This is a genomic window from Variovorax paradoxus (genome assembly GCF_000834655.1).
Lineage (GTDB): Bacteria > Pseudomonadota > Gammaproteobacteria > Burkholderiales > Burkholderiaceae_C > Variovorax > Variovorax paradoxus_F.
Genome location: NZ_JXQQ01000136.1, coordinates 26,736 through 46,213, shown reverse-complemented (window position 1 = coordinate 46,213; position 19,478 = coordinate 26,736). Strand labels below are relative to the sequence as shown.

Below are 19,478 nucleotides of genomic sequence, written 5' to 3'. Positions count from 1 at the left end.
TGCTGAAGAAGAAGGAACCTCCCATGCACATCGACCTCAATGCCGACCTCGGCGAAGGCGCGGGCAGCGACGAAGCGCTGCTGGGCCTCGTGAGCTCCGCCAACATCGCCTGCGGCTGGCACGCGGGCGACGCCAAGACCATGCGCCAATGCGTGCGCTGGGCCATCGAACACGGCGTGGCCATCGGCGCGCACCCCAGCTTTCCCGACCGCGAGAACTTCGGCCGCAGCACCATGCACCTGCCGCCCGACGAGATCGTCTCGAACGTGCTCTACCAGGTCGGCGCGCTCGCGGCGATCGTCAAGGCCGAGGGCGGCCAGCTCGCGCACGTGAAGGCGCACGGCCAGCTCTACAACCAGGCGGTCAAGGAGCCCGAGCTCGCCGATGCGCTCTGCGAAGCGGTGCGCCGCTTCGATCCGTCGCTCAAGTTCTTCGGCCTCGCGGGCAGCAACATGATCGATGCCGCGCGCCGCGCCGGCCTCACGCCCGTGGAAGAAGTGTTCGCCGACCGCGGCTACATGCCCGACGGCAGCCTCGTGCCGCGCAGCCAGCCCGGCGCGCTGATTGAGAGCGAGGAGCAGTCGATCGCGCAGACGCTCGCGTTCGTGCGCGACCACCAGGTGACCGCCATCGACGGCAGCACCGTGGCGGTCAATGCGCAGACCGTGTGCCTGCACGGCGATGGCGCGCATGCGCTGGCCTTCGCGCGGCGCATCCGGGAGCGCCTGCAGGCCGAGGGCATCGCCGTGCGCGCGATGGCGTGAGCCGCATGCGCAAGACCGTGGCCAAACGCACGAACGTGCTGCTGACGGGCTTCGATCCGTTCGACCGCGAAGCCGTCAACCCATCGTGGGAGGCCGTGCGCGCCCTCGACGGCTGGAAGACGGGCGGTGCGACGGTGCATGCGCGCCAGATGCCGTGCGTGTTCGGCGACGCCCTCGAGGCGCTCGCGAGCGCGATGGACGAGTTGAAGCCGCAACTGGTGCTCTGCATCGGCCAGGCCGGCGGACGCTCGGAGATCACGCCCGAGCGCATCGCGATCAACATCGACGACGGGCGCATCGCCGACAACGCGGGCCACCAGCCGATCGACCTGCCGGTGGTGCCCGGCGCGCCGGCGGCGTATTTCTCGACCCTGCCCATCAAGGCCATCGTGCGCGACCTGCGCGCTGCCGGCATTCCGTCTTCGGTGTCGAACAGCGCGGGCACCTTCGTGTGCAACCACATCTTCTACGGGCTGATGCACCGCATCGCGATGCATCCAGTTGCGAGTTCATCGGGCGTGCCCGACCTGCGCGGTGGCTTCATCCACATTCCGTACCTGCCCGAGCAGGCGGCACGCATTCCGGGCGCGCCGAGCATGTCGCTGGCCACGATGACCGAGGCGCTGCGCATCGCGGTCGCCACCGCGCTCGCGGTGAAGCAGGACGTGGCCGAGACCGGCGGCCAGCTGCACTGAGCCTCTTCAGGCCGAGGGGAAGGTCTTTGCCAACCAGGCGTTCAACGCCGCGTTGACGAACTCGGGTTTTTCCATGGTCAGCATGTGCCCGCACTGCGGTACCCACACCACCTCGGCCTGCGGCACGAGCGCCGCGATCTCGCGCGTGTGCTGGGGGGGGGCGAGCCTGTCGTCGTCGCCGCACATCAGCAGCACCGGTGCGCGCAGCGAGGCCAGGTGGGTGCGCGCATCGGGGCGTCGCATCACCGCACGGTTCTGGGCGATGAGCTGGGCCGTGCCGGCATCCAGCACGATGTCCAGATAACGCTGCACGAGCACCGCGTCGTCGGCCTGCGCCGGATGGAAGGCGAAATAGACATTCGCCTCGATCACGTCGCGCGCCTCGCCGCGCTCGAAGAGTTCGATGGCGGCTTCGCGCATCTCGAACATGTCGGGCGGCTCGGGCCGCGCGCTGGTACCGAGCAGGGCGAGGCCGGCGATGCGCTCGGGCGCCTGACGGGCCGCCTCCATCGCGACCATGCCGCCCATGGACGCGCCACAGAGCACCAGCGGCCCGGCGTGCTCGCGCAGCACGGCCGCGGCCATGGCCTCGATGGTGTCGTTGCGCGTCTGGACGTCGCTCACGCGGGCGTCGAAGGCGGAGGGAAGGGCAGGCCGCTGGGCCTCCCAGAGGCGCTCGTCGCAGGCGAGGCCGGGCAGCAGGACAAGATGGGGCATGGGGCGATTTTGCGCGATCGCGGCAAGCCGGCGTAACGGTATAGGCTTCATGGCCAGCAGCCACTGCGGGGCTTGCCCGACATACTCTGCGGCGCTGCGCGACGCACCCCCGCGCGCGCGTTTCCGTTTCAAGTCAAGGACAACAAATGAACCTGGTTCAACGCGTGCAGGACGTCCTGCTCAAGCCCAAGGCCACCTGGCCCGTGATCGATGCCGAGCCGGCCGATGCCGCTTCGCTCTACAAGAACTACGTGATGATCCTTGCGCTCATTCCGGCGGTGGCGAGCTTCATCGGCCTGTCGGTCGTCGGGCTCGGGGCGTTCGGGGTGAACTTCCGCGTGCCGATCGTCGCGGGGCTGGCCAACATGATCGTGGGCTACGTGCTGTCGCTGGTCATGGTGTTCGTGCTCGCTCTCATCATCGATGCGATGGCGCCGACCTTCGAGGGAACCAAGAACCAGGTCAGCGCACTCAAGCTCTCGGCCTATTCGAGCACGGCGGCCTTCGTCGGCGGCATCTTCAGCCTGCTGCCTTCTCTGTCGGTGCTGGGTGCGGTGGCCGCGCTGTACGGCATCTACCTGCTCTACCTGGGCCTGCCGGTGCTGATGAAGTGCCCGGTCGACAAGGCCATTGCATACACCGCGGTGGTGGTGGTCTGCGCCATCGTCGGCGGGTTCGTGATCGCCTGGGTGCTGGCGCTGCTCACGCCGTCGCCCGCGCGTGTCGGCATGGGCACGGGCCTGGGCCTTGCAGGCGAAGCGGTGGCAGTTGTGCAACAGCTGGCGGCCGCAACAACCTGAGCGTCACGCGCACGGTGGAAAATGGGCGGCAATGCCAACGCCCAAACCCGACACCACCACCGACATCATCCTGATCCGTCACGGCGAAACCGCCTGGAACCGCGAGCTGCGCTTCCAGGGGCATGCGGATGTGCCGCTCAACGACATCGGCCATGAACAGGCGCGCCGCATCGGCCTGCGCCTGGCGGGCGAGGAGGCACAGCACCTGATCAGCAGCGACCTCATGCGCGCGCAGCAGACGGCCGCCCCGGCGGCGCTGCAGCTTTCGCTGCCGGTGGTCACTTCGGCGGGGTTGCGGGAGCAGTACTTCGGCATCGTCGAAGGCATGCGCTCCGACGAGATCCAGGACCTTCACCCGCGCGCGTGGGAAGAGTGGCTGGAGTTCCGCGAAGACCACGCGATGCCCGAGGGCGAGACGGCACGCGAGTTCCATGCGCGCATCGTCGCGGCGCTCGGCACCATCGCTACCGCCCACAAGGGGCAGCATCTCATCGTCGTCACCCATGGCGGCGTGCTCGACATGGTGTGGCGCACCGCCAAGGGCCTGAGCCTGAGCGGGCCGCGCCAGAGCGACATTCCGAACGCGGGTTTCAACCGCATCCGCATCGCCGACCCGGCGGCGCCCGATGCGATCGAGATCGTCGAGTGGGCCGACACACGCCACCTCGCCGACCTGCCGCCGCAGCCGACCTACGACCAGACGCGGCACCTGAAGAACAAGGGCTGAGCGCCCGCGCGTTCAGCCCCTTGCCGGCATGCCTCCTGCGGCGAGTTGCCCGAGGCCGAGCCGTGCATAGACGGCTCCCGCCTGCCGTCGCAGCCGCAGCGATTCGGGCTGGCCGTTGAGCTGCTGCTGCAGGATGCCCTGTGCCGCGGCGAGGGTGGACTCGCTGCCCATGCGCACCAGTGCAGCGAGGTACACCTGCTCGAACAGGTCGCGCTGCGCGTGGCTGCCGCCGATCTCGATCATGCGGGGCAGCGCGACACCGAGCCCTTCGATGGCCCCCGCAAAATCGCCGCGCGCATGGGCCACGAGACCGTGCGCGGCCGGCACGCAGACGCGCTGCCATGCGGCGCGCGTCGAGGGCGGTGCGTTGGGCGCGAAGGCCTCGATGTTGCGCAGCAGCGCGTCGGCTTCGGGCCGTCCCGCGCGGGCGAGCCCGTAGAGGTATTGCAGATCGAGAAAGGGCAGCACGTGGTCCGCTTGCCGCTGCAGCAGATACCCGGCCACGTCGTTCCAGCGCGCGCCCACGTCGATGCCCGCGAGTTCCAGCCGCGCGAGCAGCGACACGGCGCCGATCTGGTCCTGCGAGTAGTCCTTGACCACGCCCCACGCATGCTCGTCGTACACCGCGAGCGCCTCGGCGTCGCGGCCCAGGTCGATGAGGAACAGCGCCACGTGCCACCAGTTGTGCGTGACCATGAAGGAGTTCAGGCCGATCCAGGTGTCGCTCACGCTTTCCATGAACGCCAGTCCTTCGGCGAGCCGGCCTTCGGTAAGCATCACGTGCGCGAGCGCGTGGTGCGCCCAGGGTTCCTTGCGGCACATGGCGATGGCCAGGCGCGCGCTGGCCTCGGCCTCGCGCATCAGGTGGCACTGTTCGAAGCCGAAGGCGGCCATGCCGTGCACGTAGGGCACGTCGGCGGTCGATGGCAGCACCGCGAGCGCGAGCCGCAGCATGCCCGGGCAGTCGCCGGTGTTGAAGCAGTGGTACTGGCCCAGCTTGACCGAGACGAGGTCGCGCGGAAATTCGCGTGCCTGCGCTGCGTGCAGCTCGATGGCGCGGACGATGTCGCCATCGGCCCAGGCCTCGATGGCCGTGATGTAACGCTGCTCGCGCGGTGTGGCGCGCTCGGCGCCGGCGCGGGCCTTCGCGAGAAACGGCCGCGCATTCGCCACGGCCTCGCGCGATTCGGCAAACAGGTGCAGCGTCGCGCAGTACGCCTGCACGATGGGGCTCGCGTCGGTTTCGGCGAGCGCGATGAGGTTGACTGCGCGCGACTCGGTCGAGATGAAGCCCATGACGAAGTCGTCGACCAGCGCGAGGCTGGCGGGGTTGTCCAGGGTGAGCGGATTGCCGAGGCTGTCGGCGGCGTGCGGGGTGGCGGAGGGCATGGCGGCATGGTGCCATGCCCCCGCCAAGGGTTCAAACCCCGGCTTGCTGGTGACGGTACTCCTGGGTCTTGCCGCCGTAGCCGTAGGCCGCGCCGCGCGCGTCGATCACGTGGATGTACGACACCTCGTGCAGGTCGGGCCGGATCTTCGCCATGGCCGCGTGCACCTCGCGCAGGTAGCGCGCCTTCTCGGCCTTGGTGTTGGTCTCGTCAGTGATGCTGATGTCCAGGTGAAAGGCCGACTTGCCCAGGGAGGCCAGCGTCTGGCCGCCGATGAACCAGGCGTCGGCGGCGATGTACTGCACCGTGATGGCGATCACCGGCAACTGCTTGCCGAGCACGCTCTGCGTGAGCTCGGCGACGGTATCGACGGTCTTGCGTGTGAGGGCTGCGTCGGGTTCTCCGGAGAGGTGGACAACGATGTGGGGCATGGTGGACTCCTGGGGAATGAATGAACGATGGGGTGATTGTGGAATTCCCTTGGTCATCGGAAAAGCGGGAAGATATGATGGATTCCATCGGATAAACGGATGGATGGCGTCATGCAGACCTTCGACCTCGAACAACTTCGCACCCTGGCCGCGGTGATCGACGCGGGCAGCCTCACGGCCGCCGCGCCCCGCGTGTTCCTCTCGCAGTCGTCGGTCAGCGAGCAGATGCGCAAGCTCGAGGAGCGGGCGGGGCAGTCGCTGCTCACGCGCAGCAAGGCGGGCGTCGCGCCCACCGAGGCGGGCACGCGGCTCCTGGCGTATGCGCGGCGCATCCTCTCGCTCAGCGACGAGGCGTTCCGCGACCTGCATGGCGAAACGCTGCAGGGCGAGCTCAGGCTGGCCGTGACCGATTACTTCCGCCCCGGCGATCTCACGCAGCTGCTGGGGCGCCTGGGCGAGAGCTATCCGCAGGTGCGGCTGAACGTGACCATCCTGAAGAGCGACGCGCTGCGGGCCGCCTATGCGCACGGCGACTTCGACGTCGGCCTGGCAATGGACATCGCGGGCGCATCGTCGTCAGCCTCGGCGCAGGGCGCGAAGACCTCGCTGATCCGCCGCGAATCGCTCGCGTGGCTGGGCGCGACCGGCCTGCGGGTGGCGCGGGGAGAACCGGTGCGGCTGCTGGCGCTGCCCGACACCTGCTCGCTGCACCAGTTCACCGTGGCGCTGCTGCGGCGGCGGCGCGTGCCGTATGTGCTCGCGCACGTGGCGTCGGGCGTGGCCGGATTGCAGTCGGCGCTGGCCGCGGGGTTGGGGGTCGCGTGCCTGAACGAATCCGCGGTGTGCGAGGGCGTGACCCGGCTGGCGGGGCCGCACGGCCTGCCGGCCGTGCCGAAGGTCGCGTTCCAGTTCCTGCCCGGGCGCCGGGGCGAGACGGCGTTCGTGACCCGCGCCCGCGAGATGCTGGCCACCCATCTGGTGTGAAGAGGGCGCGAGGCGACAGGGGTGGCGCGGGATTTGCGTCACCCTCCGCCATGGACGCGCCACAACCCACCCACCTGCCGGATCTGCTGCGCCATTCCCGTTTCGACGACGCGCAAGCGATCTTTTCGGGCACCTTGTTCGTTGCCATCGCGATGATGCTGTTCGGCCAGGCGGGCCTGCTCACGGGCGGCACGGCGGGCGTCGCGTTCATCCTGCATTACGCGACCGGCGTGAGCTTCGGCAAGCTGTTCTTCCTGGTGAACCTGCCGTTCTACTGGTTTGCCTGGCGCCGCATGGGGCGGGCCTTCACCCTCAAGACCTTCTCGGCGATCGCGCTGCTCTCGGTGATGACAGATTGGGCGCCGCGCTATCTGTCGATCGACTCGCTCCATCCGGCGTTCGCGGCGGTGCTCGGAGGCCTGATGCTGGGCACGGGTTGCCTGTTCCTCGCACGCCACCGCGCGAGCCTCGGCGGTGCGACGGTGTTGACGCTGTACCTGCAGGAAAAGCGCGGCTGGCCTGCCGGCAAGGTGCAGATCGGCATCGACTGCACGGTGGTGCTGCTCGCGCTGTTCGTCATTCCGCCGCAGCGCGTGGGGTGGTCGGTGCTGGCGGCGGTGGTGATGGGGCTCTTCTTGTGGATCAACCACAAGCCGGGGCGCTACGCGGCGACCTGAGCGTCTGTCGCGTTCGGGGCGCGCTTGTTCGGGGCAGGTGCACAGGCCACCGGGTACTCCCCTCCGCGAATGTCCCCCGCCTTCGGCTCCTCCTTGATTTCGCTGCGGGGAGCACCCGATGCCCTGCGCACTTGGGCACGCGGCTGGTGATCAGCGATCAACGACGGCTCTGAGGCGCTCGCGCTGCCCACCGTCGGCGTGAGTGCAGCCCTGAACAAGGGCATCAGTTCCCCGGCACCACAGGCCAGGGCCTCTGCGCCTCTCGAATCTGCTCGAACGCGCGCGACACGCGCAGCACACCGAGGTCGTCGAACCGGTGCCCTGCAATCTGCAGGCCGATCGGCAACCCGCCCGCCGAGTAGCCGCAGTTCACCGACGACGCCGGCTGCTCCGACATGTTGAACGGCACCGTGAAGCCGATGTGCTCCAGCGGCCGTAGCGGGTCGTTGGTCGGCGAGGGCGCCTCGGCCGCGGCGGGCATGTTCGGCGACACCGGCGAGATCACGTAGTCGAAGCGCGCACACGCCTGCACCGCCGCCACGCGCGTCGCATGGAACTGGCTGAAGCCGCGAAACACATGCTCGCCGCTGAACTCTGCGGCGCTCTCTGCCCACTCGCGGATGTACGGCAGCACCTTGGCGCGCTGGTCGGCGCGCAGCGCCTTCATGTCCACGAGCGAGCGCATGCGCCACAGGTGGTCCATGCCGTCGAGCATGGCCTGCGACATGAAGGGCTGCATCGTCTCGACGATCGCGCCGGCTTTCTCGAACAGGCGCGCGGCGTGTTCGACGGCCGTCTGGATCTCGGGCTCGACCGCGAGGCCGCAGCCCGCGTCGAGCAGCAGTCCGATGCGCAGCCCGCGCAAATGGTCGGGCGACACGTCGAAGGCGGCCCAGTCGATGTCCTGCGCCGGCAGGCTCATGCTGTCGCGCGCGTCGGGCCGGGAGAGCGCCTGCATCATCAATGCGGCGTCGCCGACGGTGCGGGTCATCGGGCCCGCGGCGCGGCCCATGTAGGGCGGATCGATCGGAATGCGGCCCAGGCTCGGCTTGAGCGTGAAGATGCCGCACCAGCTCGCGGGCAGCCGCAGCGAGCCGCCGATGTCGGTGCCCAGGTGCAGCGGGCCGTAGCCTGCGGCGGTGGCAGCACCCGCGCCGGCGCTGGAGCCGCCCGGCGTCTTGGCGAGGTCCCACGGGTTGCGCGCCAGCGTGTGAAAGCTCGAGAGGCCCGACGACAACATGCCGTAGTCCGGCATGGTGGTCTTGCTCACGATCACCGCACCGGCTTCCTTCAGGCGCGCGGCCGGCGGTGCGTCGGCGGTGGCGGGCTTCAGGTCGACGGCGGCCGTGCCCGCAGGCATCGGGTCGCCGCGCGTGGCGATGTTTTCCTTGATGGTGGCCGGCACGCCGTCCAGCGGGCCGAGCGCATCGCCACGCTGCCAGCGCGCCTCCGATGCGCGCGCCTGTGCGAGCGCGGCCTCAGGGCGAAAGAGCCAGGTGGCCTGCAGGTGCGGCTCCCAGCGCTCGATCTGCGCGATCACGGCCTGTGTGACCTCGACCGGCGACAAGCGCTTGCCGCGGTAGGCGGCCGAGAGCTCCTGTGCCGACAGGTCGCTCAACAAAGGGGCATCGGACACGGTGACGCTCATCCCCACGAAAGCGCGGACAGGTCGTTCACGAAGATCGGGTTCTCCTTCCAGAGGCCCTTGACGTTCTTCTTGGCGATGGTCGGGAACTGCGGCTGGTACAGGAAGCCATTGGCTGCATCGGTGGCCAGCATCTTCTGCGCGTCGCCCAGGAGCTTGTTGCGCTCGGTGGCGTTGGCGGTGGTCTTGATCTTGTCGAACAGCGTATTGAAGGCCTTCGACTGGTAGCCCCAGTAGTAGTCCGACTTGGCGTAGTTGCCCAGGTCGAAGGGCTCGACGTGCGAAATGATCGACAGGTCGTAGTCCTTGTTGCCGTAGGTGCCGCTCAGCCACTGCGCCCACTCGACGTTCTGCACCTTCACCACGATGCCGATCTTGGCGAGCTGGGCCACGATCACCTCGCCGCCCTGGCGCGCATAGGGCGGCGGCGGCAGCGTCATCTTGAGTTCGAGCGGCGTCTTCACGCCGGCTTCGGCAAGCAGCTTCTTGGCCTTCTCGATGTCGAAGGGGTTGACGCCCGTGGTGTCCACGAAGCCCGCCGCGCCCGGCACGTAGTGGCTGCCGATGGCCACGCCCAGGCCGTCGGCGGCGCCCTCGATCACGGCCTTTCGGTCGATGGCCGCGAGGATGGCGCGGCGCACGCGGACGTCGTCCAGCGGCTTCTTCTGGTTGTTGATCGAGAGGATCGTCTTGGCGCGCGAACCCGCCAGGATCACCTGGAACTGCGGGTTGGCCTTGAACTGCGGCACCACGCGGGTGCCGATGCGCGTGAACACGTCCACGTCGCCCGCCATGAGCGCGGCGGCCTGCGCTGCCGTGTCGGCGATGAAGCGGAAGGTCACCTTGTTGATCTTGGCGGTGGCGGGGCTGCGGAAGCCCTCCCACTTGCTCAGCGCGAGCGAGGAGCCCTTGGCCCACGCATCCAGCTTGTAGGGGCCGGTGCCCACCGGCTTGGTGGCGTTGCCTTCGGCGCTCTTGGGCTCGACGATCACGGCCGTGGCCTGGCCGAGCACGAAGGGCAGGTCGGGATCGATCTCCTTGTTGATGACCACCACGGTGTAGTCGTCCACCACCTGCGTGGCGAGGTTGGCGAAGGTGCGCTTGTCCTTGTTGGTACTCTTCTCGCCGCCGGCGCGGTCGAACGAGAACTTGACGGCGGCCGCGTTGAAGGGCTCGCCGTTCTGGAACTTCACGCCGCGCTTGAGCTTGAAGGTGTAGGTCTTGAGGTCGGGCGAGATTTCCCAGCTCTCGGCCAGGAGCGGCGTGACGCTGCCGTCGGCGTTGATCTTGGTGAGCGTCTCCAGGATGTTGTATTGCACGATCTCGGCAATTGCCGCGGCGGCGCCGGCCGTCGGGTCCAGGCCCGGCGGCTCGAGCGCCATGCCGATCACGATGGCGTCCTTGCGCCCTTGGGCCATGCCGGCCAGCGGCGTGGCCAGCGCGACGGTGGCGCCGGCGGTGGTGAGGAGGGTGCGACGGTTCAACATACTTGGGTATCTCCGGAAAACGGCCAGGGTCGAATGACTGGTTCGGCGCCCACCGTGCCCCGAAGGGAGGCGCGGCGCCACGAAAGACAAGGCACGCAGCACGAAAGATGCCACGTGCGCAGCGAATCATTCTCTCGCAGCGGGCGGCTTGGCGAATGGCTCCCGGAACGGTTTTTCCTCGGGACGTACCCGGATGCCGGGAGCCTGCGAAGGCGCCTGCCTCAGGCCCTACGCCCAGTACAGGGCGGCGATGTCGTTCGCGAAGATCGGCGAGTCCTTCCACAGGCCGCGCAGGTTGCGCCCCGCCACGGTGATGAACTGCGGCTGGAACAGGAACACGTTGGCCGCGTCCTCGGCCAGCAGCCGCTGCGCATCGCCCAGGTAGCGCAGGCGGTCGGCGTTGCGCGGCGCGTTGCGCGCCTTGTCGAAGGCCTCGTTGAACTTCGCCGAGTGGTAGCCCCAGTAGTACTCAGGCTTGGTGTAGTTCACCAGGTCGAAGGGCTCCACGTGCAGGATCAGCGAGAGGTCGTAGTTCTTGTTGCCGTAGGTGCCGCTCATCCACTGCGCCCACTCGACGTTCTGGATTTTCGCGACGATGCCCACCTTTGCGAGCTGCGCGGCGATGAGCTCGCCGCCCTGCCGCGCATAGGGCGGGGGCGGCAGCACGAGGTCGAGCTCGAGCGGCGTCTTCACGCCGGCCTCGGCCAGGAGCTTCTTCGCCTTTTCCACGTCGTAGGCGTTGATGCCCGTGGTGTCGACGTAGCCCGGCGCCGTCGGCACGTAGTGGCTGCCGATGGGGATGCCGCGGCCGTCCACCGCCGCCTCGATGACGGCCTTGCGGTCGATGGCCGCGGAGATGGCGCGGCGCACCCGCACGTCGTCCAGCGGCTTGCGCTTGTTGTTGATGGCCAGGATGGTCTTGCCGCGCGAGGCGTTGAACACCACCTGGAAGCGCTTGTCGTTCTGGAACTGCGGCAGGCTGCGCGACACCGAGGCGTGCGGGAACAGATCCACGTCGCCCGAGAGCAGCGCGGTGGTCTGCGCGGCCGGCTCCGAGATGAAGCGGAAGCTCACCTTGCGGATCTGCACGGCATCGGCGTGGCGATAGCCGTCCCACTTGGCGAGCACGATGCTTGAGCCCTTGGCCCAGTTGTCCAGGCGGTAGGGGCCGGTGCCGACGGGCTTGGTGGCGTTGGTCTCCACCGTCCTGGGCTCCACCACGATGGCCGAGGCCTGGCCGAGCAGGAACAAGAGGTCGGGCTCGATTTCCTTGTTGATCAGCACCACGGTGTGCTCGTCGAGCACCTGCGTGGCGATGTTGGCGAAGGTGCGCTTGTCCTTGTTGGTGCTGTTGGCCGCGGCCGCGCGGTCGAACGAGAACTTGACGGCGTTCGCATTGAAGGGTTCGCCGTTCTGGAACTTCACGCCGCGCTTGAGCTTGAAGGTGTAGGTCTTGAGGTCGGGCGAGACCTCCCAGCTTTCTGCGAGCAGCGGCGTCACGCCGCCGTCGGAGTTGATCTTGGTGAGCGTCTCGAAGACGTTGTAGAGCACCACCTCGGAAATCTCGGCGCCGGCCTTGGCGGTGGGGTCCAGGCCCGTGGGCTCCAGCGTGAGCCCGATCACCAGCGAATCTTTCTTCTTTTGCGCGAAGGCGCTGATCGGCAATGCGAGCGGTGTCAGGGCTGCGGCGCTGGTGGCAAGCAGGGTGCGTCGTTTGAGCATGGAGCGGAGTCCTCGGGAAGGGGCAAGCATCATCCGCGAGACGCGGGGCGTCGCGCAACCAGATGCTTATGACCCACTCATCCTACGAAGGACGGGCGACGCGTCGGTGTCAGGCCGCGAGCAAGGTGCCGCCGGTGGGCGTGCGCGGTACCGCGTCGAGGAGCGTGCGCGTGTACGGGTGCTGCGCGTTGCGGAACAGCTCGCCCGGCGGACCTTGCTCGACGATCAGGCCTTTCCACACCACGCACACGTCGTCGCACAGGTGGTTGACCACCGCGAGGTCGTGGCTGATGAGCAGGTAGCTCACGCCGAACTGCTGCTGCAGGTCCTGCATGAGGTTGAGCACCTGCGCCTGCACCGACACGTCGAGCGCGCTGACGGGCTCGTCGGCGACGATGAGCTTGGGGCGCGTGATGAGCGCGCGTGCGATCGCGATGCGCTGTCTTTGTCCGCCCGAGAACTCGTGCGGGTACTTGTCCATGTCCGTCGTGCGAAGGCCCACCGCTGCGAGCGATTCGGCGGCGCGCTCGCGCTGCTCCTTGCGCGAGACTTCGGCCAAGGCTTCGAGCGGCTCGGCGACGATGCGTGCGACGGTCTGGCGTGGGTCGAGCGAACCGTAGGGATCTTGAAAGACCATCTGGAAATCGCGTCGCGCAGTGCGCAGTTCGCTCCTGGGCAGCGTGTGCAGGTCGCGCCCGAGCAGCTTCACGCTGCCCGAGGTGGGCGTATCGAGCGCCATCACGAGGCGCGCGATGGTCGACTTGCCCGAACCCGATTCGCCGACGATGCCGAGGCTGCGGCCGGCTTCGACCTTGAAGCTCACGCCGTTGAGCGCCTTGACGGTCGGCGGCGGGCCGAAGAGCTTTTCGCGCGGCAGGTCGTAGTGGCGCACGAGGTCGTTCACCTCCAGCAGCGGCGAGGCGAGGGCGGATTCACTCATGAGGCAACGGCGACCTTCGTCGCGATTTCTTCCAGCCGGATGCAGCGCACCGCGTGGTCCTGAGGCAGCATCGTGGCCGGCGGCCGCGTCGTCTGGCAGGCGTCGATCGTGTAGCTGCAGCGGCCCGCGAACGGGCAGCCCTTGGGCAGGTCGACCAGCTCGGGCACGCTGCCGCGGATGGTGGCCAGGCGCACGCCGCGCGGCGCACCGAGCGCCGGGCGGGCGGCGAAGAGGCCCTGCGTGTAGGGATGCGCGCGGCGCGCGAACACGGCCTCGGTCGGCCCGCTCTCGACCACGCTGCCGCCGTACATCACGAGCATCTTCGAGACGGTCTGCGCGATCACGCCCAGGTCGTGCGAAATCAGGATCAGCGCCATGCCGCGCTCTTGCACCAGGCCCTGGATCAGTTCGAGGATCTGCTTCTGGATCGTGACGTCGAGCGCGGTGGTCGGCTCGTCGGCGATCAGCAGGTCGGGGCCGCAGGCCAGCGCCATCGCGATGCCGATGCGTTGCCGCTGGCCGCCCGAGAACTGGTGCGGGTACGCGTCGAGCCGCGAGGCCGCATCCGGAATGCCCACGCGCTCGAGCAGCGCCAGCACCTCCTTGCGCGTCTCGGCCTTCGAGAGGCCGCGATGCAGCCGCAGCGGCTCGCCGACCTGGCGCACGATGGTGTGCACCGGGTTGAGCGCCGTCATCGGCTCCTGGAAGATCATGCCGATGCGGTTGCCGCGGATCTGGCACATGTCCTTTTCGTCGCGGCCGACGAGCTCGGTGTCGTCGAAGCGGATGCTGCCGGTGACCTTGGCGTTCGAGGGCAAAAGGCCCATCAGCGACATCACGGTGATCGACTTGCCGCAGCCCGACTCGCCCACGATGCCCAGCGTTTCGCCGCGCTCCAGCGTGAAGTCGATGCCGCGCACGGCCTCGGCCGGGCCGCGCTGCGTTTGCAGTTCGATGTGCAGGTCCTTGACTTGGAGGAGGGGCATGTCGCTTTACCTTGCGCGCGCGAGGCGCGGGTCGAGCAGATCGCGCAGGCCGTCGCCCAGGAGGTTGAGGCCCAGCACCGCCAGCGCGATGGCCATGCCGGGGAACACGGCAAGCAGGGGCGACTGGAACATCATCGTCTGCGCTTCGCTCAGCATGCGGCCCCACGACGGCTGTGGCGGCTGCGTGCCGAGGCCGAGGTAGGAAAGCGCGGCTTCGGCGAGGATCGCGATGGCGAAGCGGATCGTGATCTGCACGATCAGCACGGCGGAAATGTTCGGCAGCACGTGCTGCATGGTGATCGAGAACGCGCCCTTGCCGCAGGCGCGCGCGGCCGCGATGTACTCGCGCGACCAGATGGCATTGGCCGAGGCACGCGTGATGCGCGCGAAGGTGGGGATGTTGTAGATGCCGATCGCGACGATGGCGTTGACGATGCCCGCACCGAACACGGCCGTCATCATGATCGCCGAGAGGATCGCGGGGAAGGCGAGCGAGAAGTCGGTGAGCCGCATGATGGCTTCCTCGACCCAGCCGCGCTTCGCTGCCGCGAGCAGGCCGAGCGCGGTGCCGACGACCAGGCCGATGCCGACCGCGATCACGCCCACGAGGATGGAGGCGCGTGCACCTACGAGCAGCAGCGAGGCCACGTCGCGTCCGTAGGTGTCGGTGCCCAGCCAGTGCGAGCCGGTCGGGGGCTTGAGCTTGTTGGCCATGTCCATCTCGTAGGGCGACCAGGGCGTCCAGACGAGGGAGAGGGCGGCGGCCAGCAGGAGCAGCAGCGTCAGCACGCCGCCGATGACGAAGCTGCGGTGGTGCAGTGCGCGTCGCCAGAAGCCCGGCACCTTGAGCGCGGCGGCGCTCGGAGCGACGACGGTGCTGCTCATATGTCGCTCGCCTTGATGCGCGGATCGATCACGGCATAGAGCACGTCGACCACGAAGTTCACGATGACCACGAGCGCCGCGAGCAGCATCACGCAGTTGCGCACCACGATGAGGTCGCGGTTGCTGATGGCCTGGAAGATGAGGCGGCCCAGGCCCGGGAGATAGAAAACGTTCTCCACCACGATGGTGCCGGCGAGCAACTCGGAAAACTGCATGCCCATCACCGTGATGACCGGGATCATCGCGTTGCGCAGCACGTGGGTCCACAGCACCATGCGCTGCGACACGCCCTTGGCGCGGGCGGTGCGAACGAAGTCTTCGCGCATCACCTCGAGCACGGCCGAGCGCGTGATGCGCGCGAGGATCGCCGCCTGCACCACCGCCAGCGACAGCGCGGGCAGCAGCAACGATTTGAAGCCCGCGAAGATCCCTTCGCCCCAGCCCTCGAAGCCGCCGGCGGAGAACCATTGCAGCTGCACCGAGAACACCAGGATCAGCATGATCGCGAACCAGAAATTCGGGATCGCGATGCCGACCTGCGCCATGCCCATGAGGCCGACGTCTCCGAGCTTGTTGTGTCGCGCGGCGGCGGTGACGCCCACCAGCAGCGCGATCACCACGGTGAAGGCCATCGCCAGCAGCGCGAGCGGCACGGTGAGGGCGAGGCGTTCGAGGATGAGGTCGAGCACCGGCGAGCTGTACGCATAGCTGTCGCCGAGGTTGCCAGTGAGCAGGCCCCCGATCCAGTGCCAGTAGCGCGTCCACGCGGGCTGGTCCAGGCCCAGCTTGGTGGCCAGCGCCGCGACGGCATCGGGCGACGCGTCGGGGCCCATGAGCATCTGCGCGGCGTTGCCGGGCAGGATCTCCAGGACGAGGAAGACGATGACCGAAGCGCCGATCAAGGTGCCGATCAGCGTGGCGAGGCGCTTGAATAGAAACAGACTCATGGGGCGGGGCGCAGCATAACTGACTGGTGCAACAAGTGTGCCGCTGATGTGGCCTTTGTCATTCACGGCTGGCCCGGCGGCCCGGTCCGCCGATAATCGGGGGATGGCCCTCATGATCACCGACGAATGCATCAACTGCGATGTCTGCGAGCCCGAGTGCCCGAACGATGCGATCTACATGGGCGCGGAGTACTACGAAATCGATCCGCACAAGTGCACCGAGTGCGTCGGCCACTTCGATGAGCCGCAGTGCGTGCAGATCTGCCCGGTGGCGTGCATTCCCCTGAATCCCGAACACGTGGAAAGCCGCGAGACGCTGATGCAGAAGTACCAGCGCCTCACGGCGATCAAGGTGACGGCGGTGTCGCCCGCCTCTTCAGCCGGCGTCTGAGTCGCGGGACTTCCGCTTCTTTTGCTTTGCCGGGGCGTCGCCGGCCGACTTGCCCGATCCGCCGCTGCTGAAGCTCATGGTGGATTTGCGTGGATCGCCGGCCGCCTTGGTGGCGCGCTCGCGAGCCTGCTGCTCGGACAGGGCCATGCGCCTTTCGGCCATTGCGGCGCTCCTTGCTTCCCGCGCCGCCTGCCGATCGCGGTCGTAGGCCGCCTTTTCCAGCGAGAGGCGAGAGCGCTCCAGCTTGTCGGCCTGTGTGCTGTTGCTCTTTGCACCGGCTTCGGCCGCGCGCCGGTCTTCATGGCTGCGCGGGTCGTCGACCTTCACCGTCTTGCCGCCTTCGCAGGGGCGGTCGGAGTAGGTGCTTCCGCATCGCCAGGTCTTTGCAGAATCCTGGGCCGCCACGCCATTGGAATAGGCGCAGGTTGCTATGAAAAATATAGCCAGCCCGAACTTCCTCACTCTCTTTTCTCTTCTTCTCGTAGTCATTTTTTATTTCTCTCCCTCCTGCGCTCCGGTTGCCGGCTAGGTGGCGGCAGGCGTGCCCCCTTCGCCGGGCTCCCGCCGCGGTGGTTTGGGCCGGGGCGGTTTGCTCGTGTGAATCTGCATGGTCGCTTTCTCCATCTCGCCGGCCACGAGCGCGGGTGCGGCATGCAGCGTGCGGACGATGGCGTCCTCGATCAGCTCACGTTGTTCCTTCAGCGGCTTCTTGAGCACCCAGTTGACGACCTCCGACTTCACGCCGGGATGCCCGATGCCCAGGCGCAGCCGCCAGTAGTCGCCGGTGCCCAGCTGCGCATGGATGTCGCGCAGGCCGTTGTGGCCCGCATGGCTGCCGCCGAACTTGAGCTTGGCCTGGCCGGGCACCACGTCGAGCTCGTCGTGCACCACGAGGATTTCCTCGGGGGCGATCTTGAAGAAGCGCGCGAGCGCGGCCACCGACTTGCCCGAGAGGTTCATGAAGGTCTGTGGCTCCAGCAGCCAGACGCTCTGGCCGCCGATGCTGGCGCGCGCCGCGAGGCCGTGGTAGCCGCGCTCGGGCACGAGGTTGAGTTTCCAGTCGCGCGCAAGAGCGTCGATCCACCAGAAGCCCGCGTTGTGGCGCGTGGCTTCGTACTCAGGGCCCGGATTTCCGACGCCGACGAACAACTTGATCATGAGGGGAATTATCCGCGCCGACCGCACTGCTCGAATCGGCTGTCTAGCCTCATTCTGATACGCTTATGAGCACTTATCGCAACGCAATGTGTGAATAAGTACGGCATTAACTACAGCAATGGCAAACCCGATCCGGGAGGAAAAAATCATGTCAATTGAGCTCACGGTGCCTCTGCGCCGTCGTTGGACGCGCGCGCTGGGTATAGCGGCGATGGGCTTGGCGGCAATGGTGATGGCCGGCTGTGCAAGCCACTACATCGACGGAGCCACGAAGGAAGTCAACGCGTCGATGTTCAAGAAGCCTGCGGCACCCGCCCCGGTGCAGGTTCTTTTCGAGTTCGAAACCAAGGGTGTTTCCAATACACGCGCAACGGATGCATTGAAGAAGCAGGTGGTCGAGCAGGTGCGAGCCAGCGGGCTGTTCTCGGCGACAGACGAAAAGCCTGCGGCAAGCGGTGCGCTTCTCGGCATCAAGCTCAACAACGTGCCCATGTCGGATGACGCTTTCAGCAAGGGATTCGCGACGGGTCTGACTTTCGGACTCGCCGGCTCTCAAGTGTCCGACGGCTACATCTGCACGGTGAACTACGTCGCGCCCGGCAAGAAGCCGGTAGTCAAGGTCGTGCGCCACGCCATTCACACGACGATGGGGGCGGCCGCGACACCCGGCAACTCCACCAAGGCCAAAGACATCAACGAGGCCGTGAACACCATGGTGAGGCAGATCGTCGGCAATGCGCTGAACGACCTTTCGCACGACCCCGCATTCAATTGAACAAGAGGAAGCACAGACCATGGCGTTGTCAAAAATTCGCGGGCTCGTGCTTGTCGTTGCCGCAGCCGGTTTTGCGCTCTTGACCGGATGCGCGCAGGTCAAGCTTGCGCCGCCGTCGGCGAGCATCGAGAACGTCCAGCTGGCGAAGTCTTCAGGCATCGGCCCCGTCGCCGTGGAGACCTTCACGCCCGCCGCGGGCGTGCCGAAGAGCGTCGATCAGGCGCTGAGCATTCGCAGCAACACCTTCTTTTCGCCGTACGACAGCTCGTTTTCCAAGTACCTCCAGGAGGCCCTGAGCGTCGAACTTCGCAGTGCGGGACTGCTCGAGCCCAAGAGCGGCACGGTCATCGGCGGGCAACTGACGAAGAGCACGGTCGAGGCCGGGGCGTCGCAGGGAACCGCAACCCTGGGCGCGCGCTTCAAGGTCAGCAAGGGCGGCAACACGCTTTACGACAAGGAACTCGTCGAGAACGACAGCTGGGAGTCGTCCTTCGTCGGCGCCATTGCGATTCCGGCGGCGGTCAACCACTACACGGCGCTCTATCGCCGCTTGGTGGAGCGCCTGCTCAAGGACGAGGCATTCAAGTCAGCCGTCAAGCCCTGACGGGCGCACAAGAAAAAACGCCCACTCGATGAGTGGGCGTTTTTTTGGCGGCTCGGCGAGCCGTCCGCGAGAAGAATCGAATTACTTCTTGGCAGCAGGCTTGGCCGTCTTGGCGGCAGGCTTGCCACCGGCAGCCGGTGCGGCGCCTTCAGCAGCCGCGCCTTCGGCGGCAGGTGCCGGCTCTTCGGCGACCAGCGGCGGCACGGCCGACACGATGACGGGGTTCGTCTTGCCGTGGCTCACGAACTTCACGCCCTTGGGCAGCTTGATGTCGTTGACGTGCAGCGTGGCGTTCTTCGTGAGACCGGAGAGGTCCACTTCGATGAACTCGGGCAGGTCGGACGGCAGGCAGCTGATTTCCAGCTCGGTGATCACGTGGTTCACCAGGTTGTGCGCGGTCTTGACGGCTTCGGACTCTTCTTCACCCTTGAAGTGGAGCGGCACCTTCATGTGCAGGCGGGTCTTGGCATCCACGCGCTGGAAGTCGATGTGTTGCACCAGCTGGCGGAACGGGTGGTACTGCACGTCGCGCAGCAGCACCTTGCTGGTGGCGCCGCCGAGTTCCATTTCCAGGATCGACGAGTGGAAGGCTTCCTTCTTGAGGGCGTGCCACAGCGCGTTGTGATCGATTTCGATCAGCTGGGGCTGGCCTTCACCACCGTAGACGATACCGGGCGTCTTGCCCGAGATGCGGAGACGGCGGCTCGCACCCGTGCCCTGCTTGGCGCGCTCAAAAGCGACGAATTTCATAACTA

22 protein-coding genes are annotated in these 19,478 nt (G+C 67.4%); 9 read left to right on the top strand and 13 right to left on the bottom strand.

The genetic code is table 11. From position 1 onward, the window contains the following. Positions 1 to 23: 23 nt before the first annotated feature. On the top strand, positions 24 to 764 hold the full coding sequence (gene pxpA / locus RT97_RS31480; protein ID WP_042582795.1) for a 5-oxoprolinase subunit PxpA: 741 nt from the start codon (positions 24 to 26) through the stop codon (positions 762 to 764). A gap of 5 nt (positions 765 to 769) precedes the next feature. Continuing rightward, entirely contained in the window at positions 770 to 1,459 is a 690-nt protein-coding gene (pcp, locus tag RT97_RS31475; protein WP_172672274.1) for a pyroglutamyl-peptidase I, read from the top strand. A gap of 6 nt (positions 1,460 to 1,465) precedes the next feature. On the opposite strand, the gene RT97_RS31470 is transcribed toward pcp, so the two are convergent. After that, complete coding sequence (locus tag RT97_RS31470; protein WP_172672273.1) at positions 1,466 to 2,176, bottom strand: alpha/beta fold hydrolase; 711 nt, start codon at positions 2,174 to 2,176, stop codon at positions 1,466 to 1,468. Between the two features lie 146 nt (positions 2,177 to 2,322). Between RT97_RS31470 and RT97_RS31465 the strand changes: the two genes are divergently transcribed. Together RT97_RS31465 and RT97_RS31460 are read left to right on the top strand one after the other, a co-directional pair. Next, the gene (locus RT97_RS31465; RefSeq protein WP_042582794.1) at positions 2,323 to 2,976 is read left to right on the top strand and encodes a Yip1 family protein; all 654 of its coding nucleotides are present in this window, start codon (positions 2,323 to 2,325) and stop codon (positions 2,974 to 2,976) included. 31 nt (positions 2,977 to 3,007) lie between these two features. Then, the gene (locus RT97_RS31460; RefSeq protein ID WP_042582793.1) at positions 3,008 to 3,703 is read left to right on the top strand and encodes a histidine phosphatase family protein; all 696 of its coding nucleotides are present in this window, start codon (positions 3,008 to 3,010) and stop codon (positions 3,701 to 3,703) included. A 12-nt stretch (positions 3,704 to 3,715) separates the two neighbouring features. Here RT97_RS31460 and RT97_RS31455 read toward each other — a convergent pair whose 3' ends face one another. Together RT97_RS31455 and RT97_RS31450 are read right to left on the bottom strand one after the other, a co-directional pair. Further along, positions 3,716 to 5,092: a tetratricopeptide repeat protein gene (locus RT97_RS31455; RefSeq protein ID WP_042582844.1), complete on the bottom strand. Its 1,377-nt coding sequence runs from the start codon at positions 5,090 to 5,092 to the stop codon at positions 3,716 to 3,718. Positions 5,093 to 5,123: 31 nt separating this feature from the next. After that, positions 5,124 to 5,522: a tautomerase family protein gene (locus RT97_RS31450; RefSeq protein WP_042582792.1), complete on the bottom strand. Its 399-nt coding sequence runs from the start codon at positions 5,520 to 5,522 to the stop codon at positions 5,124 to 5,126. Positions 5,523 to 5,633: 111 nt separating this feature from the next. Between RT97_RS31450 and RT97_RS31445 the strand changes: the two genes are divergently transcribed. Further along, entirely contained in the window at positions 5,634 to 6,506 is an 873-nt protein-coding gene (locus tag RT97_RS31445; RefSeq protein WP_042582843.1) for a LysR family transcriptional regulator, read from the top strand. 50 nt (positions 6,507 to 6,556) lie between these two features. Further along, complete coding sequence (locus RT97_RS31440) at positions 6,557 to 7,183, top strand: YitT family protein (RefSeq protein WP_042582791.1); 627 nt, start codon at positions 6,557 to 6,559, stop codon at positions 7,181 to 7,183. A gap of 223 nt (positions 7,184 to 7,406) precedes the next feature. On the opposite strand, the gene RT97_RS31435 is transcribed toward RT97_RS31440, so the two are convergent. From RT97_RS31435 to RT97_RS31405, 7 genes are all read right to left on the bottom strand, one after another. After that, entirely contained in the window at positions 7,407 to 8,819 is a 1,413-nt protein-coding gene (locus tag RT97_RS31435) for an amidase (RefSeq protein ID WP_437184116.1), read from the bottom strand. A gap of 8 nt (positions 8,820 to 8,827) precedes the next feature. Then, positions 8,828 to 10,315 (bottom strand): ABC transporter substrate-binding protein, encoded by a 1,488-nt coding sequence (locus RT97_RS31430; RefSeq protein ID WP_042582789.1) that lies wholly within the window; start codon positions 10,313 to 10,315, stop codon positions 8,828 to 8,830. A gap of 228 nt (positions 10,316 to 10,543) precedes the next feature. After that, positions 10,544 to 12,037 carry an ABC transporter substrate-binding protein gene (locus RT97_RS31425; RefSeq protein ID WP_042582788.1) on the bottom strand — a complete coding sequence of 498 codons (1,494 nt, stop codon included), beginning with the start codon at positions 12,035 to 12,037 and terminating at the stop codon, positions 10,544 to 10,546. Positions 12,038 to 12,146: 109 nt separating this feature from the next. Continuing rightward, positions 12,147 to 12,977 carry an ATP-binding cassette domain-containing protein gene (locus RT97_RS31420; RefSeq protein WP_042582787.1) on the bottom strand — a complete coding sequence of 277 codons (831 nt, stop codon included), beginning with the start codon at positions 12,975 to 12,977 and terminating at the stop codon, positions 12,147 to 12,149. Beyond that, positions 12,974 to 13,963: an ABC transporter ATP-binding protein gene (locus RT97_RS31415; protein ID WP_042582786.1), complete on the bottom strand. Its 990-nt coding sequence runs from the start codon at positions 13,961 to 13,963 to the stop codon at positions 12,974 to 12,976. The genes RT97_RS31420 and RT97_RS31415 overlap by 4 nt, the downstream gene beginning before the upstream one ends. Before the next feature lie 6 nt (positions 13,964 to 13,969). Further along, positions 13,970 to 14,848: an ABC transporter permease gene (locus tag RT97_RS31410; RefSeq protein ID WP_042582785.1), complete on the bottom strand. Its 879-nt coding sequence runs from the start codon at positions 14,846 to 14,848 to the stop codon at positions 13,970 to 13,972. Next, positions 14,845 to 15,795, bottom strand: coding sequence for an ABC transporter permease (locus RT97_RS31405; RefSeq protein WP_042582784.1), 951 nt, complete (start codon positions 15,793 to 15,795; stop codon positions 14,845 to 14,847). The genes RT97_RS31410 and RT97_RS31405 overlap by 4 nt, the downstream gene beginning before the upstream one ends. Positions 15,796 to 15,898: 103 nt before the next feature. On the opposite strand from RT97_RS31405, the gene RT97_RS31400 reads away from it, so the two are divergent. Beyond that, positions 15,899 to 16,186, top strand: coding sequence for a YfhL family 4Fe-4S dicluster ferredoxin (locus tag RT97_RS31400; RefSeq protein ID WP_042582783.1), 288 nt, complete (start codon positions 15,899 to 15,901; stop codon positions 16,184 to 16,186). On the opposite strand, the gene RT97_RS31395 is transcribed toward RT97_RS31400, so the two are convergent. Both RT97_RS31395 and pth read right to left on the bottom strand, forming a co-directional pair. Next, the gene (locus tag RT97_RS31395) at positions 16,172 to 16,675 is read right to left on the bottom strand and encodes a hypothetical protein (RefSeq protein ID WP_042582782.1); all 504 of its coding nucleotides are present in this window, start codon (positions 16,673 to 16,675) and stop codon (positions 16,172 to 16,174) included. The genes RT97_RS31400 and RT97_RS31395 overlap by 15 nt on opposite strands. Positions 16,676 to 16,711: 36 nt before the next feature. After that, positions 16,712 to 17,344, bottom strand: coding sequence for an aminoacyl-tRNA hydrolase (gene pth, locus RT97_RS31390; protein WP_042582781.1), 633 nt, complete (start codon positions 17,342 to 17,344; stop codon positions 16,712 to 16,714). Between the two features lie 118 nt (positions 17,345 to 17,462). Here pth and RT97_RS31385 point away from each other — a divergent pair, with 118 nt between their 5' ends. Together RT97_RS31385 and RT97_RS31380 are read left to right on the top strand one after the other, a co-directional pair. Then, positions 17,463 to 18,119 (top strand): hypothetical protein, encoded by a 657-nt coding sequence (locus RT97_RS31385; RefSeq protein ID WP_253278362.1) that lies wholly within the window; start codon positions 17,463 to 17,465, stop codon positions 18,117 to 18,119. A 19-nt stretch (positions 18,120 to 18,138) separates the two neighbouring features. Beyond that, positions 18,139 to 18,723 carry a hypothetical protein gene (locus RT97_RS31380; protein ID WP_052810805.1) on the top strand — a complete coding sequence of 195 codons (585 nt, stop codon included), beginning with the start codon at positions 18,139 to 18,141 and terminating at the stop codon, positions 18,721 to 18,723. A gap of 81 nt (positions 18,724 to 18,804) precedes the next feature. On the opposite strand, the gene RT97_RS31375 is transcribed toward RT97_RS31380, so the two are convergent. Beyond that, positions 18,805 to 19,473: a 50S ribosomal protein L25/general stress protein Ctc gene (locus RT97_RS31375; protein ID WP_042582780.1), complete on the bottom strand. Its 669-nt coding sequence runs from the start codon at positions 19,471 to 19,473 to the stop codon at positions 18,805 to 18,807. Positions 19,474 to 19,478 lie beyond the last annotated feature (5 nt).

Bases quoted from the DNA above. Each gene is read 5' to 3' on its own strand.
- pxpA (WP_042582795.1), top strand. From the start codon at position 24: ATGCACATCGACCTCAATGCCGACCTCGGCGAAGGCGCGGGCAGCGAC.
- pcp (WP_172672274.1), top strand. From the start codon at position 770: ATGCGCAAGACCGTGGCCAAACGCACGAACGTGCTGCTGACGGGCTTC.
- RT97_RS31470 (WP_172672273.1), bottom strand. From the start codon at position 2,176: ATGCCCCATCTTGTCCTGCTGCCCGGCCTCGCCTGCGACGAGCGCCTC.
- RT97_RS31465 (WP_042582794.1), top strand. From the start codon at position 2,323: ATGAACCTGGTTCAACGCGTGCAGGACGTCCTGCTCAAGCCCAAGGCC.
- RT97_RS31460 (WP_042582793.1), top strand. From the start codon at position 3,008: ATGCCAACGCCCAAACCCGACACCACCACCGACATCATCCTGATCCGT.
- RT97_RS31455 (WP_042582844.1), bottom strand. From the start codon at position 5,092: ATGCCCTCCGCCACCCCGCACGCCGCCGACAGCCTCGGCAATCCGCTC.
- RT97_RS31450 (WP_042582792.1), bottom strand. From the start codon at position 5,522: ATGCCCCACATCGTTGTCCACCTCTCCGGAGAACCCGACGCAGCCCTC.
- RT97_RS31445 (WP_042582843.1), top strand. From the start codon at position 5,634: ATGCAGACCTTCGACCTCGAACAACTTCGCACCCTGGCCGCGGTGATC.
- RT97_RS31440 (WP_042582791.1), top strand. From the start codon at position 6,557: ATGGACGCGCCACAACCCACCCACCTGCCGGATCTGCTGCGCCATTCC.
- RT97_RS31430 (WP_042582789.1), bottom strand. From the start codon at position 10,315: ATGTTGAACCGTCGCACCCTCCTCACCACCGCCGGCGCCACCGTCGCG.
- RT97_RS31425 (WP_042582788.1), bottom strand. From the start codon at position 12,037: ATGCTCAAACGACGCACCCTGCTTGCCACCAGCGCCGCAGCCCTGACA.
- RT97_RS31420 (WP_042582787.1), bottom strand. From the start codon at position 12,977: ATGAGTGAATCCGCCCTCGCCTCGCCGCTGCTGGAGGTGAACGACCTC.
- RT97_RS31415 (WP_042582786.1), bottom strand. From the start codon at position 13,963: ATGCCCCTCCTCCAAGTCAAGGACCTGCACATCGAACTGCAAACGCAG.
- RT97_RS31410 (WP_042582785.1), bottom strand. From the start codon at position 14,848: ATGAGCAGCACCGTCGTCGCTCCGAGCGCCGCCGCGCTCAAGGTGCCG.
- RT97_RS31405 (WP_042582784.1), bottom strand. From the start codon at position 15,795: ATGAGTCTGTTTCTATTCAAGCGCCTCGCCACGCTGATCGGCACCTTG.
- RT97_RS31400 (WP_042582783.1), top strand. From the start codon at position 15,899: ATGGCCCTCATGATCACCGACGAATGCATCAACTGCGATGTCTGCGAG.
- RT97_RS31395 (WP_042582782.1), bottom strand. From the start codon at position 16,675: ATGACTACGAGAAGAAGAGAAAAGAGAGTGAGGAAGTTCGGGCTGGCT.
- pth (WP_042582781.1), bottom strand. From the start codon at position 17,344: ATGATCAAGTTGTTCGTCGGCGTCGGAAATCCGGGCCCTGAGTACGAA.
- RT97_RS31385 (WP_253278362.1), top strand. From the start codon at position 17,463: ATGGCAAACCCGATCCGGGAGGAAAAAATCATGTCAATTGAGCTCACG.
- RT97_RS31380 (WP_052810805.1), top strand. From the start codon at position 18,139: ATGGCGTTGTCAAAAATTCGCGGGCTCGTGCTTGTCGTTGCCGCAGCC.
- RT97_RS31375 (WP_042582780.1), bottom strand. From the start codon at position 19,473: ATGAAATTCGTCGCTTTTGAGCGCGCCAAGCAGGGCACGGGTGCGAGC.